Source organism: Actinomadura rudentiformis (genome assembly GCF_008923185.1).
GTDB classification, from domain to species: Bacteria; Actinomycetota; Actinomycetes; order Streptosporangiales; family Streptosporangiaceae; genus Spirillospora; species Spirillospora rudentiformis.
Window position 1 is genome coordinate 121,550 of sequence record NZ_WBMT01000005.1, and the last position, 26,999, is coordinate 148,548.

General features: G+C 70.6%; 24 protein-coding genes. 12 read left to right on the forward strand and 12 right to left on the reverse strand.

Translation table 11 applies throughout. The features are described 5' to 3' along the window. Positions 1-63: 63 nt before the first annotated feature. From F8566_RS12015 to F8566_RS12025, 3 genes are all read right to left on the reverse strand, one after another. Complete coding sequence (locus tag F8566_RS12015) at positions 64-1,878, reverse strand: bifunctional metallophosphatase/5'-nucleotidase (RefSeq protein ID WP_225993085.1); 1,815 nt, start codon at positions 1,876-1,878, stop codon at positions 64-66. A 214-nt stretch (positions 1,879-2,092) separates the two neighbouring features. Beyond that, entirely contained in the window at positions 2,093-4,225 is a 2,133-nt protein-coding gene (locus F8566_RS12020; protein WP_151560270.1) for a hypothetical protein, read from the reverse strand. Between the two features lie 82 nt (positions 4,226-4,307). Further along, the gene (locus tag F8566_RS12025; RefSeq protein ID WP_151560271.1) at positions 4,308-5,006 is read right to left on the reverse strand and encodes a GntR family transcriptional regulator; all 699 of its coding nucleotides are present in this window, start codon (positions 5,004-5,006) and stop codon (positions 4,308-4,310) included. Positions 5,007-5,136: 130 nt separating this feature from the next. Between F8566_RS12025 and F8566_RS12030 the strand changes: the two genes are divergently transcribed. The 4 genes from F8566_RS12030 to F8566_RS12045 are packed head-to-tail and all read left to right on the forward strand — an operon-like array spanning position 5,137 to position 8,599. Continuing rightward, positions 5,137-6,363, forward strand: coding sequence for an NRAMP family divalent metal transporter (locus F8566_RS12030; protein WP_151560272.1), 1,227 nt, complete (start codon positions 5,137-5,139; stop codon positions 6,361-6,363). 21 nt (positions 6,364-6,384) lie between these two features. Next, positions 6,385-7,152: a LamB/YcsF family protein gene (locus tag F8566_RS12035; RefSeq protein ID WP_151560273.1), complete on the forward strand. Its 768-nt coding sequence runs from the start codon at positions 6,385-6,387 to the stop codon at positions 7,150-7,152. A 2-nt stretch (positions 7,153-7,154) separates the two neighbouring features. Beyond that, a complete protein-coding gene (locus F8566_RS12040; protein WP_151560274.1) occupies positions 7,155-7,754 on the forward strand; it encodes a 5-oxoprolinase subunit B family protein in 600 nt (199 codons plus the stop codon). After that, complete coding sequence (locus F8566_RS12045; protein WP_151560275.1) at positions 7,751-8,599, forward strand: 5-oxoprolinase subunit C family protein; 849 nt, start codon at positions 7,751-7,753, stop codon at positions 8,597-8,599. The genes F8566_RS12040 and F8566_RS12045 overlap by 4 nt, the downstream gene beginning before the upstream one ends. On the opposite strand, the gene F8566_RS12050 is transcribed toward F8566_RS12045, so the two are convergent. From F8566_RS12050 to F8566_RS12065, 4 genes are all read right to left on the reverse strand, one after another. Continuing rightward, on the reverse strand, positions 8,596-9,072 hold the full coding sequence (locus F8566_RS12050) for a nucleoside deaminase (RefSeq protein ID WP_151560276.1): 477 nt from the start codon (positions 9,070-9,072) through the stop codon (positions 8,596-8,598). The genes F8566_RS12045 and F8566_RS12050 overlap by 4 nt on opposite strands. Positions 9,073-9,101: 29 nt before the next feature. After that, on the reverse strand, positions 9,102-9,350 hold the full coding sequence (locus F8566_RS12055) for a hypothetical protein (protein ID WP_151560277.1): 249 nt from the start codon (positions 9,348-9,350) through the stop codon (positions 9,102-9,104). After that, a complete protein-coding gene (locus F8566_RS12060; RefSeq protein WP_151560278.1) occupies positions 9,347-9,643 on the reverse strand; it encodes a DUF6247 family protein in 297 nt (98 codons plus the stop codon). The genes F8566_RS12055 and F8566_RS12060 overlap by 4 nt, the downstream gene beginning before the upstream one ends. Before the next feature lie 67 nt (positions 9,644-9,710). Then, positions 9,711-10,463 carry a phosphatase PAP2 family protein gene (locus tag F8566_RS12065; protein ID WP_151560279.1) on the reverse strand — a complete coding sequence of 251 codons (753 nt, stop codon included), beginning with the start codon at positions 10,461-10,463 and terminating at the stop codon, positions 9,711-9,713. Positions 10,464-10,650: 187 nt separating this feature from the next. On the opposite strand from F8566_RS12065, the gene xylB reads away from it, so the two are divergent. The 5 genes from xylB (at position 10,651) to F8566_RS12090 (ending at position 16,508) form a co-directional block, all read left to right on the forward strand. Next, positions 10,651-12,015: a xylulokinase gene (gene xylB, locus F8566_RS12070; RefSeq protein WP_404800295.1), complete on the forward strand. Its 1,365-nt coding sequence runs from the start codon at positions 10,651-10,653 to the stop codon at positions 12,013-12,015. 10 nt (positions 12,016-12,025) lie between these two features. Then, on the forward strand, positions 12,026-13,183 hold the full coding sequence (gene xylA / locus F8566_RS12075) for a xylose isomerase (RefSeq protein ID WP_151560281.1): 1,158 nt from the start codon (positions 12,026-12,028) through the stop codon (positions 13,181-13,183). 114 nt (positions 13,184-13,297) lie between these two features. Next, positions 13,298-14,461: a Gfo/Idh/MocA family protein gene (locus tag F8566_RS12080; RefSeq protein WP_151560282.1), complete on the forward strand. Its 1,164-nt coding sequence runs from the start codon at positions 13,298-13,300 to the stop codon at positions 14,459-14,461. Further along, positions 14,458-15,672: a dihydrodipicolinate synthase family protein gene (locus F8566_RS12085; RefSeq protein WP_225993086.1), complete on the forward strand. Its 1,215-nt coding sequence runs from the start codon at positions 14,458-14,460 to the stop codon at positions 15,670-15,672. Before F8566_RS12080 ends, F8566_RS12085 begins: the two co-directional genes overlap by 4 nt. Further along, a complete protein-coding gene (locus F8566_RS12090; RefSeq protein ID WP_151560283.1) occupies positions 15,672-16,508 on the forward strand; it encodes a sugar phosphate isomerase/epimerase family protein in 837 nt (278 codons plus the stop codon). Before F8566_RS12085 ends, F8566_RS12090 begins: the two co-directional genes overlap by 1 nt. Here F8566_RS12090 and F8566_RS12095 read toward each other — a convergent pair whose 3' ends face one another. Continuing rightward, on the reverse strand, positions 16,509-17,513 hold the full coding sequence (locus F8566_RS12095; RefSeq protein WP_151560284.1) for a LacI family DNA-binding transcriptional regulator: 1,005 nt from the start codon (positions 17,511-17,513) through the stop codon (positions 16,509-16,511). A gap of 192 nt (positions 17,514-17,705) precedes the next feature. Here F8566_RS12095 and F8566_RS12100 point away from each other — a divergent pair, with 192 nt between their 5' ends. Both F8566_RS12100 and F8566_RS12105 read left to right on the forward strand, forming a co-directional pair. After that, the gene (locus tag F8566_RS12100; protein WP_151560285.1) at positions 17,706-18,758 is read left to right on the forward strand and encodes a lytic polysaccharide monooxygenase auxiliary activity family 9 protein; all 1,053 of its coding nucleotides are present in this window, start codon (positions 17,706-17,708) and stop codon (positions 18,756-18,758) included. A 131-nt stretch (positions 18,759-18,889) separates the two neighbouring features. Further along, on the forward strand, positions 18,890-20,287 hold the full coding sequence (locus tag F8566_RS12105; protein WP_151560286.1) for a protein kinase domain-containing protein: 1,398 nt from the start codon (positions 18,890-18,892) through the stop codon (positions 20,285-20,287). A 27-nt stretch (positions 20,288-20,314) separates the two neighbouring features. Here the strand turns inward: F8566_RS12105 and F8566_RS12110 are convergent, their stop codons facing one another. Together F8566_RS12110 and F8566_RS12115 are read right to left on the reverse strand one after the other, a co-directional pair. Continuing rightward, positions 20,315-23,347, reverse strand: coding sequence for a glycosyl hydrolase (locus F8566_RS12110; RefSeq protein ID WP_225993087.1), 3,033 nt, complete (start codon positions 23,345-23,347; stop codon positions 20,315-20,317). A 155-nt stretch (positions 23,348-23,502) separates the two neighbouring features. Next, positions 23,503-24,336: a pectate lyase gene (locus tag F8566_RS12115; RefSeq protein ID WP_151560288.1), complete on the reverse strand. Its 834-nt coding sequence runs from the start codon at positions 24,334-24,336 to the stop codon at positions 23,503-23,505. A gap of 153 nt (positions 24,337-24,489) precedes the next feature. Between F8566_RS12115 and F8566_RS12120 the strand changes: the two genes are divergently transcribed. Continuing rightward, positions 24,490-25,551 (forward strand): SGNH/GDSL hydrolase family protein, encoded by a 1,062-nt coding sequence (locus F8566_RS12120; RefSeq protein ID WP_151560289.1) that lies wholly within the window; start codon positions 24,490-24,492, stop codon positions 25,549-25,551. Here the strand turns inward: F8566_RS12120 and F8566_RS12125 are convergent. Both F8566_RS12125 and F8566_RS12130 read right to left on the reverse strand, forming a co-directional pair. After that, the gene (locus tag F8566_RS12125; protein ID WP_151560290.1) at positions 25,542-26,411 is read right to left on the reverse strand and encodes a hypothetical protein; all 870 of its coding nucleotides are present in this window, start codon (positions 26,409-26,411) and stop codon (positions 25,542-25,544) included. The two genes, F8566_RS12120 and F8566_RS12125, sit on opposite strands and share 10 nt — an antisense overlap. Beyond that, complete coding sequence (locus tag F8566_RS12130) at positions 26,411-26,977, reverse strand: SigE family RNA polymerase sigma factor (RefSeq protein WP_225993088.1); 567 nt, start codon at positions 26,975-26,977, stop codon at positions 26,411-26,413. Before F8566_RS12130 ends, F8566_RS12125 begins: the two co-directional genes overlap by 1 nt. Positions 26,978-26,999: the final 22 nt, after the last annotated feature.

Sequence of the window (26,999 nt, forward strand, 5' to 3'; positions counted from 1 at the left end):
TGAAGTGCCTGAGCGGAATCGACGTCAAGGCCCTCCAGCCTCCAACAGAACCCTCACAGCGTCCTAGCTGACTGGCGTCGCCCGGTTCAGCGCCGGCGGGCTCACCGGGGACTTCCTCTCCAGGTAGCGCCAGAGGGCGTCGCCACCGTTGTAGAGGCTGCGGTCCTGCTTCTTCGCGTTGAACAGGGCGGTGAAGCCGGGGGTGGCGTGCTTGGCGAAAAAGTTATTCGCCAGGGTGGCGATCCGGTAGGTGGCGTGCGGCTTGACCGGCCGGTTGCCGATCCGGATGGAGGCGGGGGCGATCCGCTGGCCGACCGGTTTCGTCGGGTCGTAGGTGTAGCGGACGTTGCCGGAGACGGCCATCTGCCGGTATTTGACCGACCCGTCGGCGGCCTGCTGCCACTGGCTTTCCAGCAGCGTGTCGAGTTGTGCACCGGTGATGTCGCCGCGGACCAGGCCGACGCCGATGCCGCTGTCGTAGACGGTGCCCAGGGCGACTTCGGAGAAGAGCACCCGGCCCGGGGCGTCGGCGGGGTTGGCCGGGTCGGCGGTGTGCCGGATGTCGCGGCGGAGGATGCCCGGCATCGCGACCGCGAGGTCGGCCCGCCCGTCCCGGTTGGCCGCCCGGTGGAAGGCGTCGGCGGTGACGTTGTACAGGGTCGATTCGGCGCTGTCGTTCGGTGCCCGGGTCAGGTCGGCGGTGACCTTCGCCACCGGAGTGTTGCCCCGGGGCACCATCTGCCGCCGCCAGTATTCGGCGATCCGCAGTGTCTGCGGGTCGGGCGGAACGTTCTTGGTGTTGGCGTGGTTGACCGAGGCGGTCCGGTCCCGCAGCACCTCACCGGTGCGCCGGTCGAGCTGGAGGTTGATCTCGTTGATCAGCCGGCCGTGGTTGGCCGCCTCCACCACGGGCCGAGGGTTGCCGGCAGGGTCGGGGAGCATGCAGTTGACCAGCGCGTGCCAGTGCCCGGTGACGATCGCGTCGACGTCCGGGGTGATCCGGGCGTTGAAGTCCACCACGGGGCCGGACGGGTTGACGCACTCGTTGTAGCCCGCTCCGGACTGCTGGGAGAAGCCCTCGTGGATGACCGCCACGATGGCACGTACGCCCCGCTTGCGCAGGAGCGCGGCGTACTTGTTGACCGCCTCGGACTCGTCGAGGAAGTCGAAGCCCTTCGGCGTGTAGGACATCTGCTCCTGCGAGGTCAGCGCGGTGGTGGCGAACACGAAGCCGACGGGGAGCCGGCCGCCGCGCCCGTCGTCGACGTACTCCACGTGGTACGGCGGCAGCGCCGGCTTCCTGGTGCGCTCGTGGACCAGGTTGCCGGAGTGGTAGCCGTAGTCAGCGCCACGGAATCGCCGGCCGGTCGAGTCGGTGAAGCACAGGTCGTCGTCGGGACGCCCCTGGCAGGTGCCGTCGATCATGTGGCGCAGGAACGTGAAGCCCCGGTCCATCTCGTGGTTGCCGGCCGTCGAGAAGTCCAGCCCGATCGAGTTCAGATACTCGATCGTCGGCTCGTTCCAGAACCAGCCGGTCTCGTTCGGCCAGCCGGTGAAGTCGTCTCCGGCGGAGAACAGGATCGAGTTCCGCTTGCCGGCGCGGAGCCGCTTGAGATGGGTGGTCAGGTACGCGCCGCCACCGACCTGCTGTGCGGGCTCCCCGGACCGCGCCCCGGGCACCGTGGTGGTGTACTCACCGAAGTAGCCGTGCAGATCGGTGATCGACAGCAACTGCACCGGCACCCCGGCGGCCGTCGGCTGTGCCGTGCCTGCCGCTGAGGGGGCCGCGAGGGACAGGGTGAGACCGGCGGTGACCGCCGCGACCAGGGCGGAAGATCTCCGGCGCAGGGCCATGCCGGTTCGCGGTGCGTCGTACATTCAGCATGGCTCCTGAACTCGCCGAAGTGGATCTTGCTCCGGTGAGCTTGTCGATCATCGCCGAACGCCTGGTGAACGACAGATAGGGGCGACCTGGCCAAATGGTTTACGGACGTCCTCAGGCAGGGGCTCCACGACCACGGTGATGAGGACTTCGGGTGACCCAATGGCGGTCGGTGGGCTGGTGAAGGTCAGCGCGTGGGCGTGGTCCGGCTCACTCCTTGACCGCGTTGAGCATGTCCCGCACCCGAGTGACCTCCCACGGAGGGTCTTCGACGGGCCAGTTCGCATTGAGTTCCTCAAGCAAGGCGCGATGGTCCTCGATGACCTCATCCCACATCAGGCCCCATGCCGCTGCGGCCTGCACTTCTAGCTCGGGGCAGCGCGTTGCTCGCACTAGCGCGTCCACGGAGTTGGTTCCTGGTGACTCGTCCAGCAGTTCCAGTGCCCTGACGCGGTCATGCAGCGGCACGTTCTTGTCGCACGCGACGTTCCCAAGCGCTTCGACGAGCCGTAGGTCCGCCTCCTCAGCCTCCTCGAACACCGCTTGCACCGTGTCGAGGGCCTGGGAACGGATCAGGTCGCTCGCGGCGGTCTCCACCACCTCCGCGACGAGAGACGGCTCCGCGGCGACGCGCAGCGCCGCCAGTGCGCTGAGGTGAAGGGCATCGGGCCCGTAGTGGCTGCTGAGCTCGGCCGGTGAGGGTGGTTGCCGCAGCATGTCGCGGATGCGATCGAGGACCATTGCCCTGTCGGGCTCTCGCGCCTCCTCGCCGCCGCGCTTCGCCGCGCCGTCGGGGCTCCACCAGTGGTCGAGGGCGATGCCCAGGGCTGCCTGGTCGTCACTTTCGAGCAGCGTGCGAAGCGCCTGGTGGTACGACTCGTCCACCGTTGGTGCCCTCAGCCTCTTGTGGGCCCGATGCAGCTCCGGGTCCGCCAGCCGGTGGCCTTCCCAATGGACGCTGTGCGGCTTGCCGAAGATCAGCTCAATGGGGTCCTCGCCCCAGGGATGCTGCGGAGGCCGGTCGCCCCAGCTCTCGGCGACCTCCTCCAGGATGGCGCGATGCCGATCCAGGCCGCCCGTCCTGACCAGGTAGTAGGACGCGTGGGCCTGCACCTTTGGCTCACCCTCGCGGAGTGCTCGGAGGAGAAGGTCATCCGCGTCGGCACCGAGGGTGTCGGCCAGGACGCGGATCGCCGTCTCCTTCGTGATGTAGAAGCCGACGGTAGGGTCGAGAATCAGGTCACCCAGGGCGGTGACCAACCTTCCGTCCTTCGCCTGGTCGAGGACGCCGTAGGCCGTCCAGATGGCCTCCTTGCGCACCGCGTCCGAGTCCGTGCGGGTGAGAACGTCCAGCAGGAGGTCGGCGTCGGCTGGCTCGGCGTGCTGCGTCCCGATCATGTTCAGGGCGCTCACCTCGGCGAGGGACATCGGCCGCCGGAGCACCTCACGAGCGCGGGCCAGCACCTCGGGCATGTAGGCCTCGGCACGTTCCTCGTCCTCCAGGACGTAACGCAGCCCTTCCGAGGACTCGTAGTGGTCGAGCGCGATGCCCACGGCGACCGGGTCCTCGCTGCGGAGCAGGGTGGCGAAGGCTTTCAGACATCCCTCGTCGGTGAGCGGGAACCTCAGTTCGTCATGGGCCTTCCGGAGTACGGGGTCGTCCAGCTCGGTGTCTTTCCAGTAGGTGCTGTGGAAGCCTTCGAGCGCTTCGCGAATGTGCTTGGCTTCCCAACCCGCGTCCTCCGGCCAGGACTCCGCGAGCTGTTTGACGCGGTCGCGGTGAACGCGGAGCCGCAGAGGCGTCGCGAGGCAACCCGCCGCGTGCACCTGGAGTTCCAGTTCGGATGACTCACTGAGACGGACGAGGAGGTCCTCGGCCTCCGGGAGATCGAGACCCTCCAGGGGGTGCAGGGCGTCCTTGCGCTCCCGTACGTCAAGGTCCTCGTCCAGCGCCATGGCGGTGATCAGCGCCAGCAGCCGCCGGTTCGGCTCTTCGCCCTTCGCGAGGGCGGTGCCGGCCGCGAGAAGCGCCATCTCCCGCACCTCGGCGTCCGGGACGCCTTCGAGGACGTCGGCGATCAGGTCCGCGTCCTCTTCTTCGGCGAGATGCAACATCGCGGTGAGAGCGCTCGCGTGGCTGCGGCCGGACGGAGGTTGCCCGAGGAGGTCTCGGGCGGCGAAGAGCACCTCGTTGGCCACGGGCCAGTATGGGTTGTCCACACCCCACCTGGTGTCCGCCTGCGCCGACTGGTAGTCGTCCAGAGCCTCGCGGACGACGTCGATGTCGTCGCTCTCCAGCCGAGCGCTGAACTCGCCGAGGCGGGACTTCTCGTCGTCGCTCACGAGACCTCCTTCGTGATCATCGCTTCAGGCTGGCAGAGCCGCTCGTGCCCTGTCTCCGCGATTTCCGATCACGCGGGCTCGGTCAGGGCTCGCGATGGTACGTCTGGAGGAGCTGTGCCTGGGCGGTGTTGAGGTAGTCGTTCAGCTCACGTTCGGCGGCCTCCAGCTCGCCGCGCTGCACCAGGGTCACCAGCTTCCGGTTGCGTTCCAGGTAGGGCGCGTGGAAGTCGCGCGGTGAGGCCATCTGGTGGAACGCCAGGCGCAGCTCGGCCAGCAGGTGGCGCACCATCTCGTCCACCCGGGAGCTGCCGCACAGCGCCGCGATCGCCTTGTGGAACTGCAGGTCGGCGGTGGCTACCTCTGGCCAGTCGCCGGCTGCGGCGGCCTTTTCGCCTGCGGTGACTGCCGCGTCCAGGCGTGCGAGTGCCTCGGGTGTGGCGGCGGGCACGTTGCGCAGGCCTTCGCCTTCGAGGATCCGGCGGGCGCGGTAGATGTCGGTGACGTCTTCGGGAGTCAGCGTGCGCACGAAGACGCCTCGGTTGAACTCGTGCACCAGCAGGCGTTCCTTGACGAGCATGCGGAACGCCTCGCGCAGGGTGTTGCGTGAGACGCCGGCGGCCTTGCCCAGCTCTTCTTCGGGGAGGCGTGCGCCCGGCACGAGGAGGCCTGCGGTGATCTGGTCGCGGAGCAGGTCGGCCACGCGCGCCGCCGTGCTCGATCGGTCGAGGTCGTCCCGGGCCGCCGCGATCCTGCTGAGCCATGCCTCCGGCGCCGCCGTCATCGTTCCCCCTTCATGCCGCACCGTCAGCGTAGCCCCGTTCGGCCGAGAATGTATCAACAAGGGGATTGAAGGATTGTTGAACAATCTCTACCCTGTGCGAAAGGCCGCAACTCTCCACCAAGGGGCAGCCATGACGGACGGAATCACCAAGGAACAGGTCAAGCCGCCTTCGGCCGCGCCGCGCGCTGCGCTCATCGGCGCGATGTTCCTGATGGCCACCAGCGCCATCGGCCCGGGATTCATCACCCAGACGACCGTCTTCACCGCCAAGCTGGGCGCCGCCATGGCGTTCGCGATCCTGGTGTCGGTGCTCGTCGACATCGCCATCCAGATGAACGTGTGGCGCGTGGTCGGTGTGTCCGGCCGCCGCGCTCAGGACCTCGGCAACAGCGTGCTGCCCGGGGCCGGCTACCTGCTCGCCGCGCTCGACGTCTTCGGCGGCATCGTCTTCAACATCGGCAACGTGGCCGGCTGCGCGCTGGGCCTGAACGCGCTGCTCGGGCTGGACGTCAAGATCGGCGGTACCGTCTCGGCCGCGTTCGCGATCGCGATCTTCTTGATCCGGCGGGCCGGGGTGGCCATGGACCGGATCGTGATCGGGCTCGGCATCGTGATGATCCTGATGACGCTGTACGTGGCGATCGTGTCCGGCCCGCCGCTCGGTGATGCGCTCACCCAGACCGTGCTGCCGGAAGAGGTCGACTTCCTCGTCATCACGACGCTGATCGGCGGCACCGTGGGCGGCTACATCGTCTACGCCGGCGCGCACCGCATGATCGAGTCCGGCGTCCGGGGTGAGGAGAACGTCAAGGAGATCACCCGCAGCTCCATCAACGGCATCCTGATCACGGCGATGATGCGGGTGCTGCTGTTCCTGGCGGTGCTCGGCGTGGTGGCGGGCGGCGTGAAGCTGGCCGCAGCCAACCCCGCGCCGTCCGCCTTCGAGCACGCGGGCGGGGAGGCCGGGCTGCGCGTCTTCGGCCTCATCATGTGGTCGGCGGCCATCACCTCGGTGATCGGCGCCTCGTACACCTCCGTGTCGTTCCTGGTGTCGTTCTCCTCCTGGATCGAACGCAACCGCAACTGGCTGGTGGTCGCGTTCATCGTGGTGTCCACCGCCATCTACCTGGCCATCGGCAAGACGCCCGTCACGCTTCTGATCCTGGCGGGCGCGCTCAACGGCCTGATCCTGCCGGTCGGACTCGGCCTGATCCTGTGGGTGGCCGCCCGCCGCCGCGACCTGCTCGGCGGCTACCGCTACCCGAACTGGCTGCTCTCGCTGGGCGTGCTCGCGTGGGGCGTCTCGCTCTTCGTGGGCTGGAAGGCGCTGACCGGCATCGCCGATCTGTGGAACTGACCCTCCGGAGGAGACATCGACATGCGCATCGACCTGAACGCCGACCTCGGCGAGGCCTTCGGCCGCTGGGAACTCGGTGACGACGACGCCCTGCTGGACGTGGTGAGCAGCGCCAACGTGGCGTGCGGCTTCCACGCGGGCGACCCGACCGTGCTCCGGCGCACCTGCAACCTGGCGGCCCGGCGCGGTGTGGCGATCGGCGCCCACACCGGCTACCGCGACCTGGCGGGCTTCGGGCGGCGCTTTGTGGACGTGCCGCCGACCGAGCTTGCGAACGACGTGCTCTACCAGCTCGGCGCGCTCCGGCAGTTCGCCGACGTCGCGGGCACGAGGGTGAGCTACATCAAGCCGCACGGCGCGCTCTACAACGCCATCGTGCACGACGAGCGGCAAGCCGAGGCCGTCGTGGACGCGGTGCTCGACTTCGATTCCAACCTGACCGCGCTCGGCTTGCCCGGCTCGGCCTGGCTCCGCCTGGCGGCGGAGGCGGGATTGCCGGTGATGCACGAGGTGTTCGCCGACCGTGCCTACACACCCGAGGGCAGGCTGGTCTCCCGCCGGGAACCGGGCGCGGTGCTGCACGACCCCGTCGAGGTGGCCGAACGCTGCGTGCGCATGGCCACCGAGGGCGAGATCGTCGCGATCGACGGCACCGTCATCCCGGTCCGGGCAGATTCCATCTGCGTGCACGGCGACACCCAGGGCGCGGTCGAACTGGCCCGGGCCGTACGCACCGGGCTGAACGAGGCGGGCGTCACCGTCGCCGCGTTCGCCATGGCACCGGTCTGAGAATGCGGATCCTGCCCAACGGAGACGCAGCCCTCCTTGTCGAACTGCCGGGCCTCGACGAGATGCTCGGCCTGTATGCGGCGCTCGCCGCCGCGCCGCCGCCCGGCGTTGTGGACCTCGTTCCGGCCGCCCGCACAGTCACGCTCCTGTTGGACCCGGGTGCGGACCGGGCGGCCATCACCACCGCGGTCCGCGCGGCCCGCGGACGTCCCTCGGGGGCGGCGTCCGCGGGCACGATCGAGATCCCGGTCGTCTATGACGGTGAGGATCTCCACGACGTGGCCGAGCTGACCGGCCGCACGCCCGACGACGTCATCTCGGCCCACGTCACCACCCCGTGGCGGGTGGCGTTCACCGGTTTCGCACCGGGCTTCGGTTACCTCATCGGAGGTGACCTGAACGTGCCGCGCCGCCGGACCCCGCGCGTCCGCGTTCCCGCCGGGTCGGTCGCCCTCGCGGGTGAGTTCACGGGTGTCTACCCCGTGGACTCGCCCGGCGGCTGGCAGCTGATCGGCCGTACCAACGCCGTGCTCTGGGACCTGGACCGTGACCCGCCCGCCCTGCTCCGTCCTGGCACGCAGGTGCGCTTCGTGTCCGCATGACCCTCGAAGTGATCGCGCCGGGTCCGTTCACCACGATCCAAGATCTAGGCCGCCCCGGCCATGCCGCGCTCGGCGTCGGTGCCTCAGGCGCGGCCGACCCCGCCGCTCTCCGCCTGGCCAACCGGGCCCTGGGCAACCCCGCATCGTCAGCCGCCCTGGAGGTCACCCTTGGCGGTCTCACACTCCACTCTCACATCGCGGTCTACGCGGTCGTGACAGGCGCCCCGGCCTCCATCGCCGTGAACGGCCGCACCGAACCCCCGTACGCCCCGTTCTTCATCCCGAAGGGCGCGGCGATCACCCTGGCCGCACCGCCCACCGGCCTGCGCAGCTATCTGGCCGTACGCGGCGGCATCGAGACACCGCCCGTCCTCGGCTCCCGCTCCACCGACACGCTCGCCAGACTCGGGACCCCGCTCACCCCGGGAATGATCCTCCCCGTGGGCCCGCCCCCGGCCACCTCCCTGAGCGTCGACGTGCTTCCCGTCCCGCCCCCGCCCGCCGGAGACCTCCATCTCCGCGTCCTCCCCGGCCCGCGCGCAGACTGGTTCACCGAGGACGCCCTCCGCACGCTGCTCTCCGAGCCCTACGAGGTGACCACCCAGATCGACCGCGTGGGCATGCGCCTGACCGGCCCACCCCTGGCCCGCGCCCGCACGGACGAGCTTCCCAGCGAGGGCATGGTCACCGGCGCCCTCCAGGTCCCACCCTCAGGAACGCCCGTGCTCTTCCTGGCGGACCACCCACTGACCGGCGGCTATCCGGTCATAGCGGTCGTCGAGACTCCCGACATTGGCCGCGCCGCCCAAGCTCGCCCAGGCCAGCGCGTCCGCTTCCACACCTAGCGTGTGAAGCACTCGCGGTGCATTTGCCGCAGCTGCTCCGCGAACTCCTCGACCGGCCCCTCCACCACGACATGCGGCGCGACTTCCTGCACCGGCAGCGGCCGTACGGGCGGCGCACCCACACCGATCTCCGCAAGCCACCCCACCAGCTGCGCCGACGACGCCGCGTACACGATCCGCCCAAGACCGACCCACCCATGCGCCGCCGCGCACATCGGGCAGTGCTCACCGGACGTGAAGACAGTCGCCTTCGCACGTTCCTCAGGCGTCATGTTCGCCGCCGCCCACCGTGCCAACTCGAACTCCGGATGCCGCGTCCGATCCCCGTCCGCGACCCGGTTACGGTCCTCCGCCAGCCGCTCACCAGCCCCCGAGACCAGCACCGACCCGAACGGCTCGTCCCCAGCGGCGAGCGCCTCCCCAGCCAGCTCGACCGCCCGCCGCAAATGCCCCATCTCAACTTCAGAGATCATGCAATTCAGGCTAGGCCCAACCCGGTCGATCAGCCGATCCAGGTAACGTCCACGACCCGAACGATCTCCATGGAGTCGAGGACCAAGAATGTGACGAATCCGTGCTCACCGAAATCAGCCCGGCGCACCTGCGGATCGTCGGTTGCCATGGACGTCAGCGGGTCGTAAGGGTTCTCGCACACGTCGGCCATGGCCTGAGCCAACGCGCCGAGCGCTTCCGTTGGAAATCCGCCGAGCTGCCCGAGGACCCGCTCGGACAGATCTGGTTTGTAGCTCACGTCCGGCGAGCGATCTCGGCGGCGATCGCCGCGTCGAGTGGGACGGTATCGCCGACGCCGTTCTTGGCGTCTTCAATCGCCTCGTAGTAGCCAGGTTGATTGGTGGCGACCACGGCCAGGCTCCAGCGGTGGAGAAGCCGCTTCAACTTCTTGTACTCGCCCAGATCGTCGCGGGCCGCAGCCGCAGCCGCCTTGTACTGACGCAGGAACTCAGGGCGTTCGCGCTGCGGCAAGCTCCGCATGATCACTTGAGGATCCTGCGGATCTTCTTGGCGGACGGGCTGGGCGCTCATGAGGCAAGTGTAAGTCCGGGTACCGACGACGTCGTTGGTCTGGGCGAGAATTGGCTGGTGGGGGGCCTCAGGCGGCGAGGGTGTAGGTGTCTCGGGTTATTGCGGTGCGGGTGCGGCGGGCTTGCAGGGACATGGTCAGCAGCATTGCGGTGGCCAGGAGGGCGGCGGCCACCAGGCCGTCGAGCCAGTAGTGGTTGGCGGTGATGACGACCACGAAGACGGTGACGGGGGCGTGCATGGCGATGAGCCAGCGCCAGCGGCTGGAGGAGACGCGCAGGACGGCGAGGGAGACGAGAAGGGCCCAGCCGACGTGCAGGGACGGCATGGCGGCGTACTGGTTGGCGATGCCGTCGGCGGCTGCGGGGTAGGCCGAGGGGCCGACCGTGAGCATGGTGTCCGTCATCCCCAGGCCGGCGAGGCGAGGCGGGGCCAGGGGGAAGAGGACGTGGACGGCCATGCCTGCGGCGGTGAGGACCACGAGTTCGGTGCGGATCCGCTTGTAGTGGGCGCGGTGCCGGGTCCACAGCCAGATGAGGAGGGCCGCGGTGCCGGGAAAGTGCACGCCGACGTAGTAGAGGTTGGAGAGGAATGCGGTGTGCTCCCACTGGAGGACGAGCTTCTGGAGCGCTTGTTCGTTGGGGAGGCGCAAAGTGCGTTCCAGGTCCCAAAGCCAGGTGGCGTTCGTCATGGCTTGTGCCACGCCGCTCTCGACCAGCTGGCGGCCCCATTTGTACGCGGCGAACAGTACGAGCAGGAGCGTCACCTCGGTGAGGAGGGGGTGCACAAACCGGGTGGATCGCGGGATCGTAAAGTTCGCCATGTCTCTCGTCCTCCGTGTTCAGCCGATGAACACAACCTTGATCGAACCAGGTGCCTCGGACATTGGGCCCAGCCCGCCGGATGGAGGAGGTTGGGTCCAGGTACAGGGGTGGGGGTAGCTCCACCCTGTTGTGTCCTGGGTCACGGCATGACTAGGGTCGAAGCGCTTCGACAGATCGGAGATGCCAATGCTCGTCGCGGGGGTCGACTCGTCCACGCAGTCGACGAAGGTCGTGCTCTGCCGGGCCGAGGACGGTGTGATCGTCGCGTCGGCGTCGGCACCGCATCCGGACGGCACCGAATGCGATCCCCGGCACTGGTGGGATGCGCTCGGCCAGGCCAGGGAGCTGCTCGAACGCGCGGACGCGGTCGGCGTGGCCGCGCAGCAGCACGGGATGGTCGCGCTGGACGACGGCGGGGCCGTGGTGAGGCCCGCGTTGCTGTGGAACGACACACGGTCGGCGCCGCAGGCCCTCTCTCTGCGGGAGGAGTTCGGCGGGCCCCGGGCGTGGGCCGAACGGGTGGGCCTCGTGCCGGTCGCCTCGTTCACCGTGACCAAGCTGCGCTGGATGGCCGAGAACGAGCCGGAGAACGCGCGGCGCACGGCGGCGGTGCTCCTTCCACACGACTGGCTGACGTGGATGCTCGGCGCCGCCGAATACGTGACCGACCGTGGTGACGCCTCCGGTACGGGGTACTGGTCGCCTGCGGGCTATCTGCCGGACCTGGTGCGTGGAGCGCTCGGGCACGAGCCTCAACTGCCGCGGGTCGCGGCGCCCGGCGAGGCGGTGGGGGAGACCGAGTGGGGTGCCTTGCTCGCGCCGGGTACGGGGGACAACATGGGTGCGGCGCTCGGGCTGGGCTTGCGGGACGGGGACGTGGTGGTGTCGATCGGGACCTCGGGGACGGCCTTCGCGGTCGCCGAGAAGCCCGCCGCCGACCCGGGCGGCTTCGTGGCCGGCTTCGCCGACGCGACCGGGCGCTACCTGCCGCTGGTGTGCACGCTCAACGCCGCGCGGGTGCTGTCGTCGGCCGCCGAGCTGATCGGCACGGATCTCGACGGGCTCTCGGCGGCGGCGCTGGCGGCCGAGCCCGGCGCGGGCGGGCTGACGATGCTTCCGTATCTGGACGGCGAACGGACTCCTGATCGGCCTGACGCGACCGGCGTGCTGACCGGGCTGACCACGGCGAACGCGACGCGGGAGAACCTCGCGCGGGCCGCGGTCGAGGCGTTGCTGTGCTCGCTGGCCGATGCCGTCGATCATCTTGCCGCCCAGGGGGTACGGCCGCGCCGCACGTTGCTGATCGGCGGCGGCGCCCGTTCCGAGGCGGTCCGCACGCTGGCCCCCGCGATCTTCGGCACGCCCGTCATCGTTCCCGAGCCCGCCGAGTACGTGGCGCTCGGCGCCGCCCGGCAGGCCGCCTGGGTGCTGGCCGGAACGGCGGAGCCGCCGGACTGGCCGGAGGCACCCTCGACCCATCACACCGCCGACCCGTCGGACGCGTCCGACGTCCGGGTCCGGTACGCCGCATTGCGCGACACACCCATCTAAGGAGAAGCCCGTGAACGACTACACACCGCGGCCGGAGGACAAGTTCTCATTCGGCATCTGGACGGTGGGCTGGCAGGGGGTCGACGTGTTCGGCCCCGGCACCCGTGAGCCGATGCCCGCCGAGCGGGCGGTGCGCAAGCTGGCCGAGCTCGGCGCGTACGGCGTCAACTTCCACGACAACGACGTCTTCGCCTTCGAGGCGTCGGCGGCCGAACGCGACGAGCGGATCGCGGCCTTCCGCAAGGCGCTGGACGAGACCGGGCTGGCCGTCACCACGGCCACCACCAACCTCTTCTCGCATCCGATCTTCAAGGACGGCGCGTTCACCTCCAACGACCGCGACGTACGGCGTTTCGCGCTGCGCAAGGTGATGGACAATCTCGACCTGGCCGCCGAGCTGGGCGCGGAGATCTATGTGTGCTGGGGTGGCCGGGAGGGCGCCGAGTCCGGCGCCTCGAAGGACGTCCGGGTCGCTCTGGACCGTTACAAAGAGGCCTTCGACGTCCTCGGGCAGTACGTCTCCGATCAGGGGTACGCCCTGCGGTTCGCGATCGAGCCCAAGCCGAACGAGCCGCGCGGCGACATCCTGCTGCCGACGGTCGGCCACGCGCTGGCGTTCATCGAACGGCTCGAACGGCCCGAGCTCGTCGGCGTCAACCCCGAGGTCGGGCACGAGGAGATGGCGGGCCTCAACTACGCGCACGGCCTCGCCCAGGCGTTGTGGCAGGGCAAGCTCTACCACATCGACCTCAACGGCCAGAACGGCCCGCGCTACGACCAGGACCTGCGCTTCGGCGCGGGCAACGCCCGGGGCGCGTTCTGGGTGGTGGACCTCATCGACGGCAGCGACTACGACGGGCCGATCCACTTCGACTTCAAGCCGCCGCGCACCGAGGACGACGAGGGTGTCTGGGAGTCGGCGCGGGCCTGCATGCGCAACTGGCTGATCCTGCGCGAGAAGGTCCGGGCGTTCCGCGCCGATCCCGAGGTCGCCGACGCGCTGCGCGCCGCGCGGGTGGACGAGCTGGCCACACCGACCCTCGGCGACGGGGAAGGCTGGCAGGCGGTCCGCGACTTCACCCCGGACGTGGACGCGCTCGCCGCCCGTGGAGCCGCCTTCGAGCGTCTTGACCAGCTCGCATTGGAGCACCTCTACGGCGTGCGCTGACCCCGCGAGCTTGTGGGTAAGCGCTTTCTCTCCTAGGCTTCGGTAGGAGGGAAAGCGCTTACCAAGCCTCGGCGCCCCTCGGTGCACTGAGGCGCACGATCCGCGGGAGAGACGATGTCTGCACGTACCATCGGCGTGGTCATGAACGGCGTGACCGGCCGCATGGGCCACCGCCAGCACCTGGTCCGCTCGGTCCTGGCGATCAACTCGGCGGGCGGCGTCGCCCTCGCGGGCGGCGGGCGGGTGCTGCTGAAGCCCGTGCTCGTCGGCCGGAACGAGGCGAAGCTCCGCGAGCTGGCCGCCGCCCATGACATCGACGACTGGACGACCGACCTCGGTGCGGCGCTCGCCGACCCCGCCAACGAGATCTACTTCGACGCGCAGGTCACCTCCGCCCGCGTCGGCGCCGTCGTCCAGGCGATCGAGGCAGGCAAGCACGTCTACGCGGAGAAGCCGACGGCCGAATCGCTGGAGGACGCGATCACTGTGACCAAGGTGGCGCGGGCGGCCGGCGTGAAGAACGGCGTCGTCCAGGACAAGCTCTTCCTGCCCGGTCTGCGCAAGCTGCGGCGCCTGGTCGAGGGCGGATTCTTCGGCGAGATCCTGTCGGTGCGGGGCGAGTTCGGCTACTGGGTCTTCGAGGGCGACTGGCAGGACGCGCAGCGGCCGAGCTGGAACTACCGTGCGGCCGACGGCGGCGGCATCGTGCTGGACATGTTCCCGCACTGGCACTACGTCATGGAGAACCTCTTCGGCACCGTGGAGGCCGTGACCGCCCGCGCGGTGACCCACGTGCCGCGGCGGTGGGACGAGGCCGGCGAGCCCTACGAGGCCACGGCCGACGACGCGGCGTACGGCATCTTCGAGCTCTCCGGCGGCATCGTCGCGCAGATCAACTCGTCGTGGGCGACCCGCGTCTTCCGCGACGAGCTGGTGGAGTTCCAGGTGGACGGCACCGAGGGCAGCGCCGTCGCCGGCCTGCGCCGCTGCCGTGTCCAGCACCGTTCGATGACGCCCAAGCCCGTCTGGAATCCCGACCTGCCCGCCACCGAACCGTTCCGCGGCCAGTGGCAGGAGGTGCCCGACAACGCCGAGTTCGACAACGGTTTCAAGGTCCAGTGGGAGATGTTCATCCGGCACGTCGTGGAGGACGCGCCCTTCCCGTACGACTTCGCCGCGGGCGCGCGCGGCGTGCAGCTCGCCGAGGCGGGCCTGCTCTCGTCCGCCGAGGGGCGCCGCGTGGAGCTCACCCCGATCGACTTCGGCACGGAGGCATGATGATTTCACGCGAACATCGCCGGCCACGCCGCACGACGGTGTCGACACCGGCGGCCAAGGGGCGCGGGCTCCGGCTTCCCACGGCCGAGGGCGGCCTGGAGGAGTACGTGACCGCCGAGCCGCGCGCCTGGGAGCACCAGGGCGCGCAGCCTGCGCGGCGCATCGCCTACGCGGCCGCGCACGTCGTGGCCGACCCCCTCGCCGACAACGGCCCTGGCATGCCCGCCACCGTCGACTGGGACGCCACGCTGCGGTTCCGGCGGCACCTGTGGTCGTATGGGCTGCGCGTCGCCGACGCCATGGACACCGCCCAGCGCAACATGGGGCTGGACTGGCCGGCCACCCAGGAGCTGATCCGCCGGAGCGCGGCGGAGGCCAAGCACTTCGGGGAGCCGTCCGAGCTGGTCTCCTGCGGGGCGGGCACCGACCATGCCCCGGACGCCGCCACCCTCGACGCCGTCACCGCCGCGTACGAGGAACAGCTCGCCACGGTCCGGGACGCGGGCGCCGGGGTGATCATCATGGCCAGCCGCCAGCTGGCGCGGGTCGCCCGCGGGCCGGAGGACTACCAGGAGGTGTACGGGCGGCTCCTCAGGCAGGCCGACCGGCCGGTGATCCTGCACTGGCTGGGGGAGATGTTCGACCCCAACCTCGCCGGTTACTGGGGTTCCCCGGACCTGGACGAGGCGTGCGAGCACTTCCTCGACCTGGCCCGCGCGCACGCGGACAAGATCGATGGGGTGAAGGTGTCGCTGCTGGACGCCGACCGGGAAGTGCGGCTGCGGGCCGCGCTGCCCGAGGGGGTCCGGCTCTACACCGGCGACGACTTCAACTACCCCGAGCTCATCGCGGGCGGCAGCGACGCGCTGCTCGGCATCTTCGACGCGATCGCCCCCGCGGCCGCCGTGGCGCTGCGCGCGCTCGACGCGGGCCGCACCGACCTCTACGAGGAGGCCTTCGGGCCCACCGTGCCGCTGGCCCGCAAGATCTTCGAGGCGCCGACGTACCACTACAAGACCGGCATCGTCTTCCTGGCCTGGCTGAACGGCCACCAGGAGGCGTTCTCGATGGTCAACGGAGCGCAGAGCGCCCGGTCGATCACGCACCTCGCCGAGGTGTTCAAGCTTGCGGACGCCGCGAGTCTCCTGGCCGATCCGGAGCTCGCGGTGGCCCGCATGAGCGCCCTTCTCATGACGTACGGGGTGGAGTAATGAACAGGCTGTCGCTCAACCAGTGGACGACCCGCCGCTGGTCGGTGCCGGAGGCGGTGGAGGGCTGCCGCAAGCACGGCATCGAGGCGATCGGGCTCTGGCGGGAGCCCGTCGCCGAGTACGGGCTGGCCGAAACCGTCCGGCTCGTCCGGGACGCGGGCCTGCGCGTCTCGTCGCTGTGCCGCGGGGGATTCTTCACGGGCGGAACCTGGCTGCGCGACAACCGGGCGGCGATCGACGAGGCGGCGGAGCTGGACGCGGCGTGCCTGGTGCTCGTCGTGGGCGGGCTGCCCGGCGTGGTGCCGGGCGAGCCGCCCGGGCTCCGCACGTCCCGGGACCTCGCTGCCGCCCGGACCCACGTCGCCGAGGCACTGGAGTCGCTGGTGCCGTACGCGGAGGAACGGGGCGTACGGCTCGCGCTGGAGCCCCTGCATCCGATGTACTGCGCGGACCGGGCGGTGCTGTCCACGCTGAAACAGGCGCTGGACCTCGCCGAGCCCTACCCGGCCGAACGGGTCGGGGTCGTCGTGGACACGTTCCACGTCTGGTGGGATCCCGAGGTCTTCGACCAGATCGCCCGGGCAGGCGACCGGATCGCGAGCTACCAGGTCTGCGACCAGCTCACCCCGCTGCCCGCGGACGTCCTGCTCGCCCGCGCCATGATGGGCGACGGCGTCATCGACTTCGCGCCGCTCTCCGCGGCGGTGGCCGCCGCGGGTTACACCGGCGACATCGAGGTCGAGATCTTCAATGCCGACGTCTGGGCCGCCGACCCCGATGGTGTGGTGGAGACCATGAAGCGCCGCTACGCCGAACTCGTCCTGCCCCAGGACTGATCAGAGCGGCTGGGTGCTGGCGCGCAGCACGACCTCGCCCTCGATGCGCTCGGTGGCGGGGTCGCTCTTGTCACCGAGCGCGAGCTCCAGCGCCCGTTCGCCCATCTCGGCCAGCGGCAGGCGGACCGTGGTCAGCGCCGGCACCTGGTCGCGCAGGGTGGCGATGTCGTCGAAGCCGGCGACCGACAGGGCACCGGGGACGTCCACGCCCCGCTCGCGCAGCGCGGCCAGGGCGCCGACCGCCATCACGTCGTTGACCGCGAAGGTGCAGGTGACGTCGTCCAGGCCGGCGTCGACGAGTGCGTTGGCGGCGTCGTACCCGCCATCCCGGTCGAAGCCGCCGGGGACCACTCGCGGCGCCGGGAGGCCGAGCTCGGCGAGCGCGTCGGCGAACCCTCCCACCCGGTCGGTGGCGGTGAGCAGCTCCGGCGGGCCGCCGAGGACGGCGAACGACCGGTGTCCGAGGTCGGCGAGCGCGCGCGCCAGCGCCGCAGCGCCCTCGCGGTTCGCCGGGGCCACCGTGTTGACGCCGAGCAGATCCTGCCCGATGCACGAGACACGTCCGCCGCCCTCGCGATAGCGGTCGAGCTCGGCGGAGAGCCGCCCGGTGACGGCCTCGTCGGAGATGCGTGATCCGGCCAGCACGATCGCCCTGACCCGCTGCGTGCGCAGGGTGGAGACCAGCTGCATCTCCCGCCGGGGGTCGCGGTGCGTGGCACCGATCATCACGGTCAGGCCGTGCCGGTCGGCGGCCCGCATCGCGCCCTCGGCCAGGGCGGCGAAGTAGGGGTCGGTGAGGGCGTGCACGATCAGCCCGATGACGTTGCTGGAGCCGCGGGCCAGGGTCTGCGCGGTGACGTCGGCCTCGTAGCCGAGCTCCGCGGCGGACGCCTCGACCCGTTGCCGCAACTCGGCCCCGACCTGCCGGTTGCTGCCGTTCAGTACGCGTGAGGCGGTGGCGAGGGATACCCCCGCGTGCCGCGCCACGTCCTCGAGCGTGATCACTGGTTCCCCCCGGCCCCTTGGAAGGCGCTTTCACGGTCATGGTGCCGTAATGGCCGGTCACGGCTCAACTCGTGACCCCGCCGGTGAAAGGACTGAGCCGGTGAAAGGACTGAAAGGCCCGTTCACACCCGGGAGTGCCGGGTTTACCGTCCGGGGCGAGAGATCGATCCAGGGGCCGCGACAGAGGAGGACATGGTGAGACTGCGGCGACGGACCGCGTGCGCCGTCGGATTGGCGGCCCTGCTGGGGCTCGGGCTGAGCCCCGCGCCGGCATCGGCGCACGGCGCGATGATGATGGCCGGCAGCCGGACGTACCTGTGCTGGAAGGACGGCCTCAGCCCGACGGGTGAGATCAAGCCCAACAACCCGGCCTGCAAGGCGGCGGTGGCGCAGAGCGGCACCACCTCCCTCTACAACTGGTTCGCCGTGCTGCGTTCGGACGGCGCGGGACGCACGCGCGGGTTCATCCCGGACGGGAAGCTGTGCAGCGGCGACGCCAAGGTCTACGACTTCGGCGGGTACGACCTGGCCCGCGACGACTGGCCGCTCACCCACCTGACCTCCGGCAAGGAGATCCAGTTCCGGTACAACAAGTGGGCGGCCCACCCCGGCTCGTTCCGCCTCTACATCACCAAGGACAGCTGGAGCCCGACCCGGGCGCTGACCTGGAACGACCTGGAAGAGCAGCCGTTCGACACCGTCACCGACCCCCCGAGCGTCGGCTCGCCCGGCAACGAGGCCTCCTACTACTACTGGAACGCTCAACTGCCGTCGGGCAAGAGCGGCCGGCACCTCATCTACTCGGTGTGGCAGCGCTCCGACAGCGCGGAGACCTTCTACAACTGCTCCGACGTCGTCTTCGACGGAGGGAACGGCGAAGTGACCGGCGTCGGCCCCGGGACCGGCCCGACACCCACCACGACGCCCACGCAGCAGCCCGGCGCGGTGTGCAGGGCGGAGCAGAGGACGATCAGTTCCTGGAACGGCGGCCACCAGGGAGAGGTGAAGGTGACCAACACCGGCACCGTCCCGTTCGGCGGCTGGGCCGTGCACTGGACGTTCGCCGGAGGCGAGACCGTCGACACCCTCTGGAGCGGCACCCACACACAGACCGGGGCGGATGTGGAGGTCAAGAACGCCACCTGGAACGGCGCTCTCCCGGTCGGCGGCTCCACCACGTTCGGCTACGTGGTCAGGTCCTCGGGAGCAGCCAGCGAGATCACTCCTCACTGCATGACGTCCTGACCGTTGACGTCTGCCCCTTTCCGAGGGCACGCGGCGCCTCCCGCGTGCCCTCGGTCCCGTTCCGAAAGATCGAAGATCGGAGATCGGCGAACTGCGGATGAGCCCCCGTGCGCCGGGCATAAGGTCCCCGTATGGTGAGCCCTGGCGATTCTCTCGGCACGCGCTACCGGCTGGTCGGACCACTCGGCCACGGGGGCATGGCGACCGTCTGGCGCGCGCTCGATGTCGTGCTGGACCGCCCCGTCGCGGTCAAGATTCCGCGGGAGGACTGGCCGGACGAGTTCAGGCGGCGCTTCCGCGAGGAGGCGAAGGCCGCCGCACGGCTGAATCATCCCAACATCACCGGCGTTCACGACTACGGCGAGGAAGACCAGCCGTACGTGGTGATGGAGCTGCTCGAAGGCGAGAGCCTCTCCGCCCGGCTGGCGGAGGGGGCGCTGCCCTGGCAGGAGGTCGCGGGCATCGGCGCGCAGCTCGCCGACGCGCTCGCGGCGGCGCATGCGCTCCAGGTGGTGCATCGCGACATCAAGCCCGCGAACGTCTTCCTCACGCCGACCGGGATCAAGATCCTCGACTTCGGCATCGCCTTCATCTCGGCGGCGGCGGCGGAGGCCGACGGCCTTCTCCTCGGCACGCCGGGCTACATCGCCCCCGAACTGCAGGCCGGGGAGGAGCCCACCCCGAGCGCGGACGTCTACTCTCTCGGCGTGACCCTGCTGGCGGCGCTCGCCGGCCGGACGGCTGTGAGCGCCGAGGAGCTTCCGGCGCTGGACGTCCCCGAGCCGATGGCCAGGCTCCTCCAGAGCTGCTTGGAAGAGGCGCCGGAGGAGCGCCCGTCCGCCGTCGAGGTCGCGGCCGGCCTGCGGCGTGCCGCGGGGCTGCCGGACGTCGTCGCCCCCGGGCGACGCCCCGCCCGGGCGAGCGATGTTCCGGCGAGCGACGTTCCGGCGGGCGACCTCGACCCGACACCACGACCGGGCCACACGACCAAGGTCCTGGACGAGCCCGAGCGGGTCCCCCTGCGCGAGGCCGAGCCGGCCTCCGAGCCGGGGTTGCCTCGCGGGCGGGCACTGCTGATCGCCAGCGGCGTCATCGTCGCGCTCGGCCCGCTGGCCCTGCTGATCAGCCATCTTCCGGGCACCGGCGGCGACGGCTCCTCCGCTGCGCCTCCAGGGGTCTCCCGGACGCCCCAGAAGGCCGTGACACAGTGTGCGGTGGCCTACTCGGTCAACGGGCAGTGGCCGGGCGGCTTCCAGGTCGAGGTGCGGGTCACCAACCTTGGCGGCTCGCCCATCGACGGCTGGCGGCTCGCGTGGACGTTCCCGGGCGGACAGCGAATCACCCAGCTCTGGAACGGGGGACGGGAGCAGGTGGGCAACGAGGTGACGGTGACCGCCGCCGATTGGAACCGGACCATCCAGCCGCGCGGGACGGCCCAGTTCGGCTTTCTCGGACAGGATGACGACGGCGCCCACCGCAAGCCCGCGAGGTTCACGCTGAACGGCACCGAGTGCCGCGTGACGGCGTGACCGCGTGGCCTACCTCCCTCTGGCCGCTCAGCGGATACTGATCGCCCGTTCGCCGTACGGGACGAGCCGTACGGGACCCGTCAGGCCGTACGGCTGGCGGGCGGCGCGGCCGTAGACGCCGGGGTCGGAGACGCGCAGCCGGTTGTTGAGGGTGGTCGCCACCTCGATCTCGATCGTGTTGGTGCCGCGCCGCAGGTACGGGCTGATGTCGACGACGGGCGCGAAGAGGTTCACGGGCGGCAGCCGGCGTCCGTTGACCGTGACCCGGCAGGTGTCGAACACCTCGCCCAGTTCCAGATAGGCGCCGGACCAGGACGCGTCCAGATCGACGGTCGTGATGTAGCGCCCGATGCCCGAGACGTCGGCCAGCTCCGGGATGTCAGGCCAGGCTTTGAGGCCGTCCAGCGCCAGCTCGTGGTGGACGATCTCGGTCTCTGCCGCGGTGGCGCCGGGACGGAAGTCCTCCACCTTGAGCCGCCAGCGGGCCGGGGCCAGCGGCGCGGGCAGCGGGCCGATCACGGTGCGGACGGTCCGGCCGGTCGAGAGACTCGTCGTGAACGTCCCGGCGGCGGTGGACCGGACCACCGGGCGCCCTCCCGCGTACCGGATCTCGGGGGCGTCGGTAGCGGTGGCGTGGGGGGCGGTGGCGTGAGGGGCGGCACGCCCCGGGCGTGCCAGCACGATGATCGTCGCCTCGGCGGGACGCAGGGCGACGCGGAGGGTGACCCGGTCGCCGTCGGCCCTGTACACGGCGACGCGTTCCAGCTCGCCGGTCCACGGGTCCAGCCGGTGGGGCACCGCGCGCCGATCGGTGCGGGTCAGCGTGACGTCGTGGTCGACGGCCGCGACCGGCGGCTTGACCGTCTCGGCGTGCTTGCCGTTGACCAGGTAGTAGTGGTCGGCGTAGTGGTGGTCCGCGCCGCGCACGACCCGGTGCGCGTTGAGCAGGGTCGAGCTCGCCGCATACCGGACGTCGGGTGTGACTCCGAGCGCGGCGAAGGCACCCGGCACGTCGGCCTCGGCGGCGACCTGGCGGACGGTGGGCCGGGCGAACAGCTCGGCGAGGACGGCTCGGAGCCGCTCGTTCTCGCCCTCTGCGGGCACACCGGGAACGGTGGCGCCGGACCAGTCGCCGAGGAAGACCAGCGGCAACCCCGCCTTGGTGAGCTGGAGGAGCCGCCGCGCGGTGGCCAGCGGGAGGGTGCGTTCCATCCCGGTGAACCGGTCACCCTCGATGAAGATCGCCTTGTAGGCGGGTCCACGGGGGGCCAGGCGGCCCCCGGAGACGGTCGCACTCGGCAGATCGAGCAGCGGGGCGCTGATGAACTGGTGCGTCCAGCCGAGCGGGACGCCGGCCGCGGTCACCCAGGCCGCGCCGATGCCGGTCTTGGTGTAGCCCTTCTGTCGGAAGACCGCGATGTCGACGCGGTTCCGCCCGGCCTGCATGGTCTGGTGGACACGGCCCAGGTACGCGGCGATGTCGGGCGCGTGCCGCCAGGTCGGCTGGCGTGGTCCCCACGACTCGGAGTAGCCGACGGTGCCGTTGTAGGGGGTGAACGCGGCGAAGCCGGGCCACGCGACTCCCGGCGCGGTCGCGTAGGAGAAGCCGTGCAGGACGGTCTGGTTGAGCCCGGCGGCGTAGGCGCCTCCCATGGTGCGCAGAAGTTTCTTCCACGTGGTGTTGTAGGCCCCGCCCTGGTACGCCCCCGCCTCGCAGGACAGGACGGTGCGTCCCGCCATGTCACGGCCGCCGGCGAGCGCACGGTAGTCGTCGAGGTTCCGGAAACCGAGCGACTCGCCCTCGGGGACGTCGACGATCGAGGCGCTCTCGATCGCGTCGGTCTCCAGGCCGTACGGCTGGGCGCGCATCTCCAGGCCGAGGGAGTGGGCCCACTTCGTCAGGGCCCTGAAGTGGTGCTCGTTGAACAGGTCGGAGACGGTCAGCCAGAAGTCGTGCCGGACCTGTGCGGTGATCTTCGCCTCGTAGGCGTGCACGGCGTTCTCGTTCTTGCGCACGATCACCGGGAGGTAGGGCCACAACGCGTAGCCGCGGCGCTTCTCGAACTCGGCGGGAAGGTCAGGGGTCCAGTTGAGGGCCTTGGTCTCCAGTTCGATGGAGTCCTCGAAGAGCGCCCCTCCCACCTGCCGGAGCAGGCGGCGGATCTTCGGGGTGAGCAGCCTGGACTCCCAGAAGTCCGTCACGGCCTTCGTCCCCGCCGCGCTGAAGTGGTCGACCACGACACAGTCGGGGGCGGAGTGCGGGCCGGACTCCGGCCGCTGCCCGCTGCCACGACGCCAGTACGACAGCAGGACCCAGTCGCCGCCGGGCGTGCCGCCGGACCCGCCGTCGCCGGGCGCGGTCCATTCGATCGCGCCGTCCCGGACCTGCACGGTGAGATCCTGCCAGGAGGTACGGGAGAGCCCCGTCTCCTTGCGGGTGGAGTTCGCGGTGTCGATCCGTACCGCGTGCACGGCCTCCAGCCGCCGCGCGGTCACCCCTGCCGCGGGCGCGCTGACCGGCTCGGGCACCGGGCCGTTGTAGGTCTGGCCCGCGGTCACGGTCACGGTCCCGTACGCGAGTTTGTGGATCGCCGCCGGGCTGTCGGGTGTGAGTGTGGGGACGGCGGCGGGCCAGGCGGGCCCGATCGTCAGGTCGACCGTGATGCCGCGCCGCTTCGCCTGGTCCAGCGCCGCCTCGACGCCGGCGTTCCAGGCCGATCCGCCCCAGCCGTGCCCCGCCGGGTCGAGAACGGACTTGTCGCGGATGCTGTGGTGCACGGCCACGATCTCCGCGCCGCCGAACCCGGCGTCGGCGATCTGGTCGATCTCCCGCCGGATCTCGCGGGGGTCGACCAGCCCGTCCGGCCACCACCAGCGGAAACGGGGCCGGAAGACGGCGCCCGGCCGGATGGGGCCGGCGGGCGCGAACGTCCGCGCCCCGGCCTGCGCCGGAAGAGCCTGTGCCGCAAGGCCCTGCCCCGGAAGGGCGGGGGCCAGTAGCGCCCCCGCCCCCGCGGCGGTGCCGATCTGCAGCACCCGTCTACGGCTGAGGTCGGTCAAGGTCGTACCTCCACGAGCTTCGATGTGCGCCGACATCGTGAAAACGTTTTAACTCCTGCTCGCGGAGGACCCTAGATGTGAGCCAGAGCACGCGTCAAGAGCTCCTTCGTCGCCGCCAGGCAGTCTTGACACGTTTTAATCGGTCCGGCAGGGCCTCACCTGTAAGTGATGTCCGGGGCGGAGTAGAGGCAGTGCTTGCCGTCCGCACCGCTGCCGGTCTTCTTCGGCTCCTTGCCGGAGCTGTTGCCGGTGAACCGGTCGCAGATCGCGATCTTCTTCTTGGCGTCGCCGTAGATGGTGATGCCGCGCAGCGTGGCGGTGTCGCCGTAGTTGGTGTTGACGCCGACGACAGCCGCGCCGGGCGCCCTGACGGTGATCTGGTCGAGCACGATGGTGCGCTTGTACTGCTTGGAGCAGTTGCCGCAGGAACGGACGAGCTTGCCGAAGTTCTCCACCTGGAAATTGGAGACCGTGAGCTTGCCCGCGCCGTTGAACTGGAACACCTTGTCGGAGGCCTTGCGGGCGCCCCCGCCCTGGACGAGGTAGGTGGACGAGGCGGACTTGCCCTTGAAGCTGGCCGCGTCCTCGCCCACGTCCTCCCACCAGACGTTCTGGAGAGTGCAGGTGCCCTGGCAGTGCACGCCGTCCGCGGCCGGGGCACCAATGATCACGTTCTTCAGCACGGCGCCATCGGCGAGCTTGAACAGGGGGTCCTGGCCCTCGTCCTGGCCGCCGCCGCCCAGCTTGCCGGTGCCGTAGAAGCGCTTGAGGCCGCCGTCGTAGGTGCCCTTGACCGGGATCGTGGCATCGACGGGCCATGGCCCCTTCGCTGCCGGCCACGAACTGGGTGCGGCAGCCACCTTCGCCGTGGCCGCCTTGACCGCGGTCGCCTGCCGGGGCGCGTCAGCCCCGCAGCCCGCGGTCGCGAGGGCCGGCCCGGCTGCGAGGACGGTCACGATCCACCGGCCCGCCGCTCGTTTGGTCACCATGCGTTTCCTTCCGTTCGTTCCGGGGTTTCGTGGCCCTAGTCGCTTCGGTGGCACCGGAAGGTTGCCGTCTGAACGAGATTGAAAGCATTGGTTGACGCGGATCCAGTCGATCTCTAGCGTGATGAGGTAAGCGCTTTCCGGAGGGGAGGTCACATGGCCGGCCATGTCCTGGCGGACGGGATCGTCCGCATCGAGGGCGCCGTGGACGTTGAACGCCGCTCTTTGAATGTCGAACAGGGTGAAGGCTTCGTGCGGCCGTGGCGGTTGCCGGTCGACGACCTGCCCCTGCACCATCCGGATCTGGTCGACAAGGCGGCGGGCCCTTGCGGAGTGCGGCTGTGCTTCTGTACGGCGGCCACCCGCATCGCCGTGGACGTCGAACCCGTGCCGGCGCCGGACTGCGATCCCGCGCTCATGGTCTGGTACGACCTGGTGGTGGACGGCGAGCTGTACACCACGCACGCGGGCGGCCTTGAACGCGAGTCCCTGGAGTTCGAAGGGCTGCCGGACGGCACCAAGGACATCGAGCTGTGGCTGCCGCACGTGCCGGGGGTCAGGATCGGCGCGGTCCACGGGCTGGACGGAGCCATCGAGCCGCCCGGGCCGGACGGGCGGCCCCGCTGGATCGTCTACGGCAGCAGCATCACGCACGGACTGGAGGCGACGCCGTCGTGCACCTGGCCCGCGGTCGCGGCGCGGCTGCTCGGCCGCCACCTCACCAACCTGGGGTACGCGGGGCAGTGCCATCTGGATCCGCTGGTGGCCCGTATGATCGCGGAGCTTCCGGCCGACCACATCACGCTCAAGCTCGGCATCAACATCCACAACAAGGCGTCGTTGCGGGAACGCACCTTCGCCCCGCTCGTGCACGGCTTCCTCGCCACGCTCCGCGACCACCGGCCGGACATCCCGATCACCGTGGTGTCGCCGATCATCAGCCCGGAGCGGGAGACCACCGCCTACACCCGTGCCGACCGCCCCGACGGCGTTTTCGAGGCCGAGGGCGATCTCACCCTGCAGATGATCCGCGACCTGCTCGCGGAGGCCGTGGCGCTGCGCCGGGCCCGGGGCGACCGCTCGCTCGCCTATCTGGACGGGCGTGAGCTGCTGGGCAAGGACGACGCCGCCCGCCTACCGGACGGGCTGCACCCCGACGCGCTCGGTCTGCGGCTGATGGGCGAGCGCTACGCAGCCCTGGCCAGGGATCAGAAATGACCGGAGAGCGTGGCCTGCTTCTCTCCCGCGGTGGCGGTCACGGTGAAGGTGTCCTTGCGGGGGTCGTGACCGGCTCCCCGGTTGTACTGGGCCGCCAGGGTGTGCGAGCCCACCGGCACCGACCGGCCCGCGCGCAGCGTCCACCGGTAGACGACGTCGTCCCCGGCGTTCCCGGTGGAGATCTCGAAGTCGCTGGCGGGCAGTGTCAGCCACGATCCGGTGGGGGACACCTTCCCGGTCCGGGCGATCCGGATCGTCACGGCGAGCCGGTCCAGCGGCTGCCGCACGTTCAGGACGATGTTGTGCTGCGCCCAGTAGGCCGAGCTGTTCGGGTCGAGCGACGCCGTGGCCGCCACGGCGCCGTCGGAGTTGACCGGTGTGCGGGTCGACTTGGATGTGGGGCTGGAGGCAGGTGACGACGACGATGACGTGGTCGTACCGCCCGGTCCGGGCTTGGGGCTGCCGCCCTCCGTGGGCGTGGCGGCACCCGGCGATGACGGTTTCGTCCGGGGTGTGCCGGTGCCTTCCGCCACCGGTACCACGGGGGTCCGGTCCGGGCCGGTGAGCCGCATGGCGACGGCGGACCCGATCACCGCCGCGGTGGCGACCGCCGCCGCGGCCACCCGCAGGGCGACCCTGCGGCGCCGCCGGGCACTGCCGCCGTGCGGTTCGGCCATGGCCGACTCCACGCGAGCCCACATGACCTCCTCGCTGGGATCGTGCCGTTCGGATTCGGAACGCAGCAGGTCCCGCCATCGGTCGAAGCTCCCAGGCGTGGGCTCGTGCTCCGGCGCAGGCCCGTTCTCCAGCGCGGGCTCGTGCTCCGGCGTGGGCTCGTGCTCCCCGTTGCGCCCCCGCATCACGTGCCCTCCTTCGGTTGCTCGTCCCCCTGCGCGGCGCGGGTGATGATTTCCTCGACTGCGCCGCCGTGCCCCCGCAACAGCTTCTCCAATTCGGCGACTCCCCGCGAGGTCTGGCTCTTCACGGTCCCCACGGAGATGCCGAGGACGCGGGCGGTCTCCTGCTCTGACAGGTCGAAGGCCAGCCGCAGCACGACGCAGGCCCGCTTGCGCTCGGGCAGCCGCTGGAGCGCGGCCCGGACGTCGACCACGGCGGAGACGTCGGGGCCGTAGGTGTGCTCGTCCGCCGACGCGCCGAGAAGGGAGAACTTGTCGCGCTCACGCACCAGGGTACGGATCCGGGAGCTGGAGAGATTGACGACCATCCGCCGTACGTAGGCGAGCGGCTGGTCGGCGTCCCGCACACGGTCCCACCGGTGCCAGGCGGCCGCGAGCGCGTCGGCGGCCAGGTCGTCGGCGGCGTCGGGATCGCCGAGCATGAGGTAGGCGAGCCGGGCCAGTTCACGGTGGTGCTGTTTGAAGAAACGGTGGAACTCCGCACGGGCGGCCTCGTCCCGCGACCTCAATGGGAGCGCTCCCCGTTCTGTT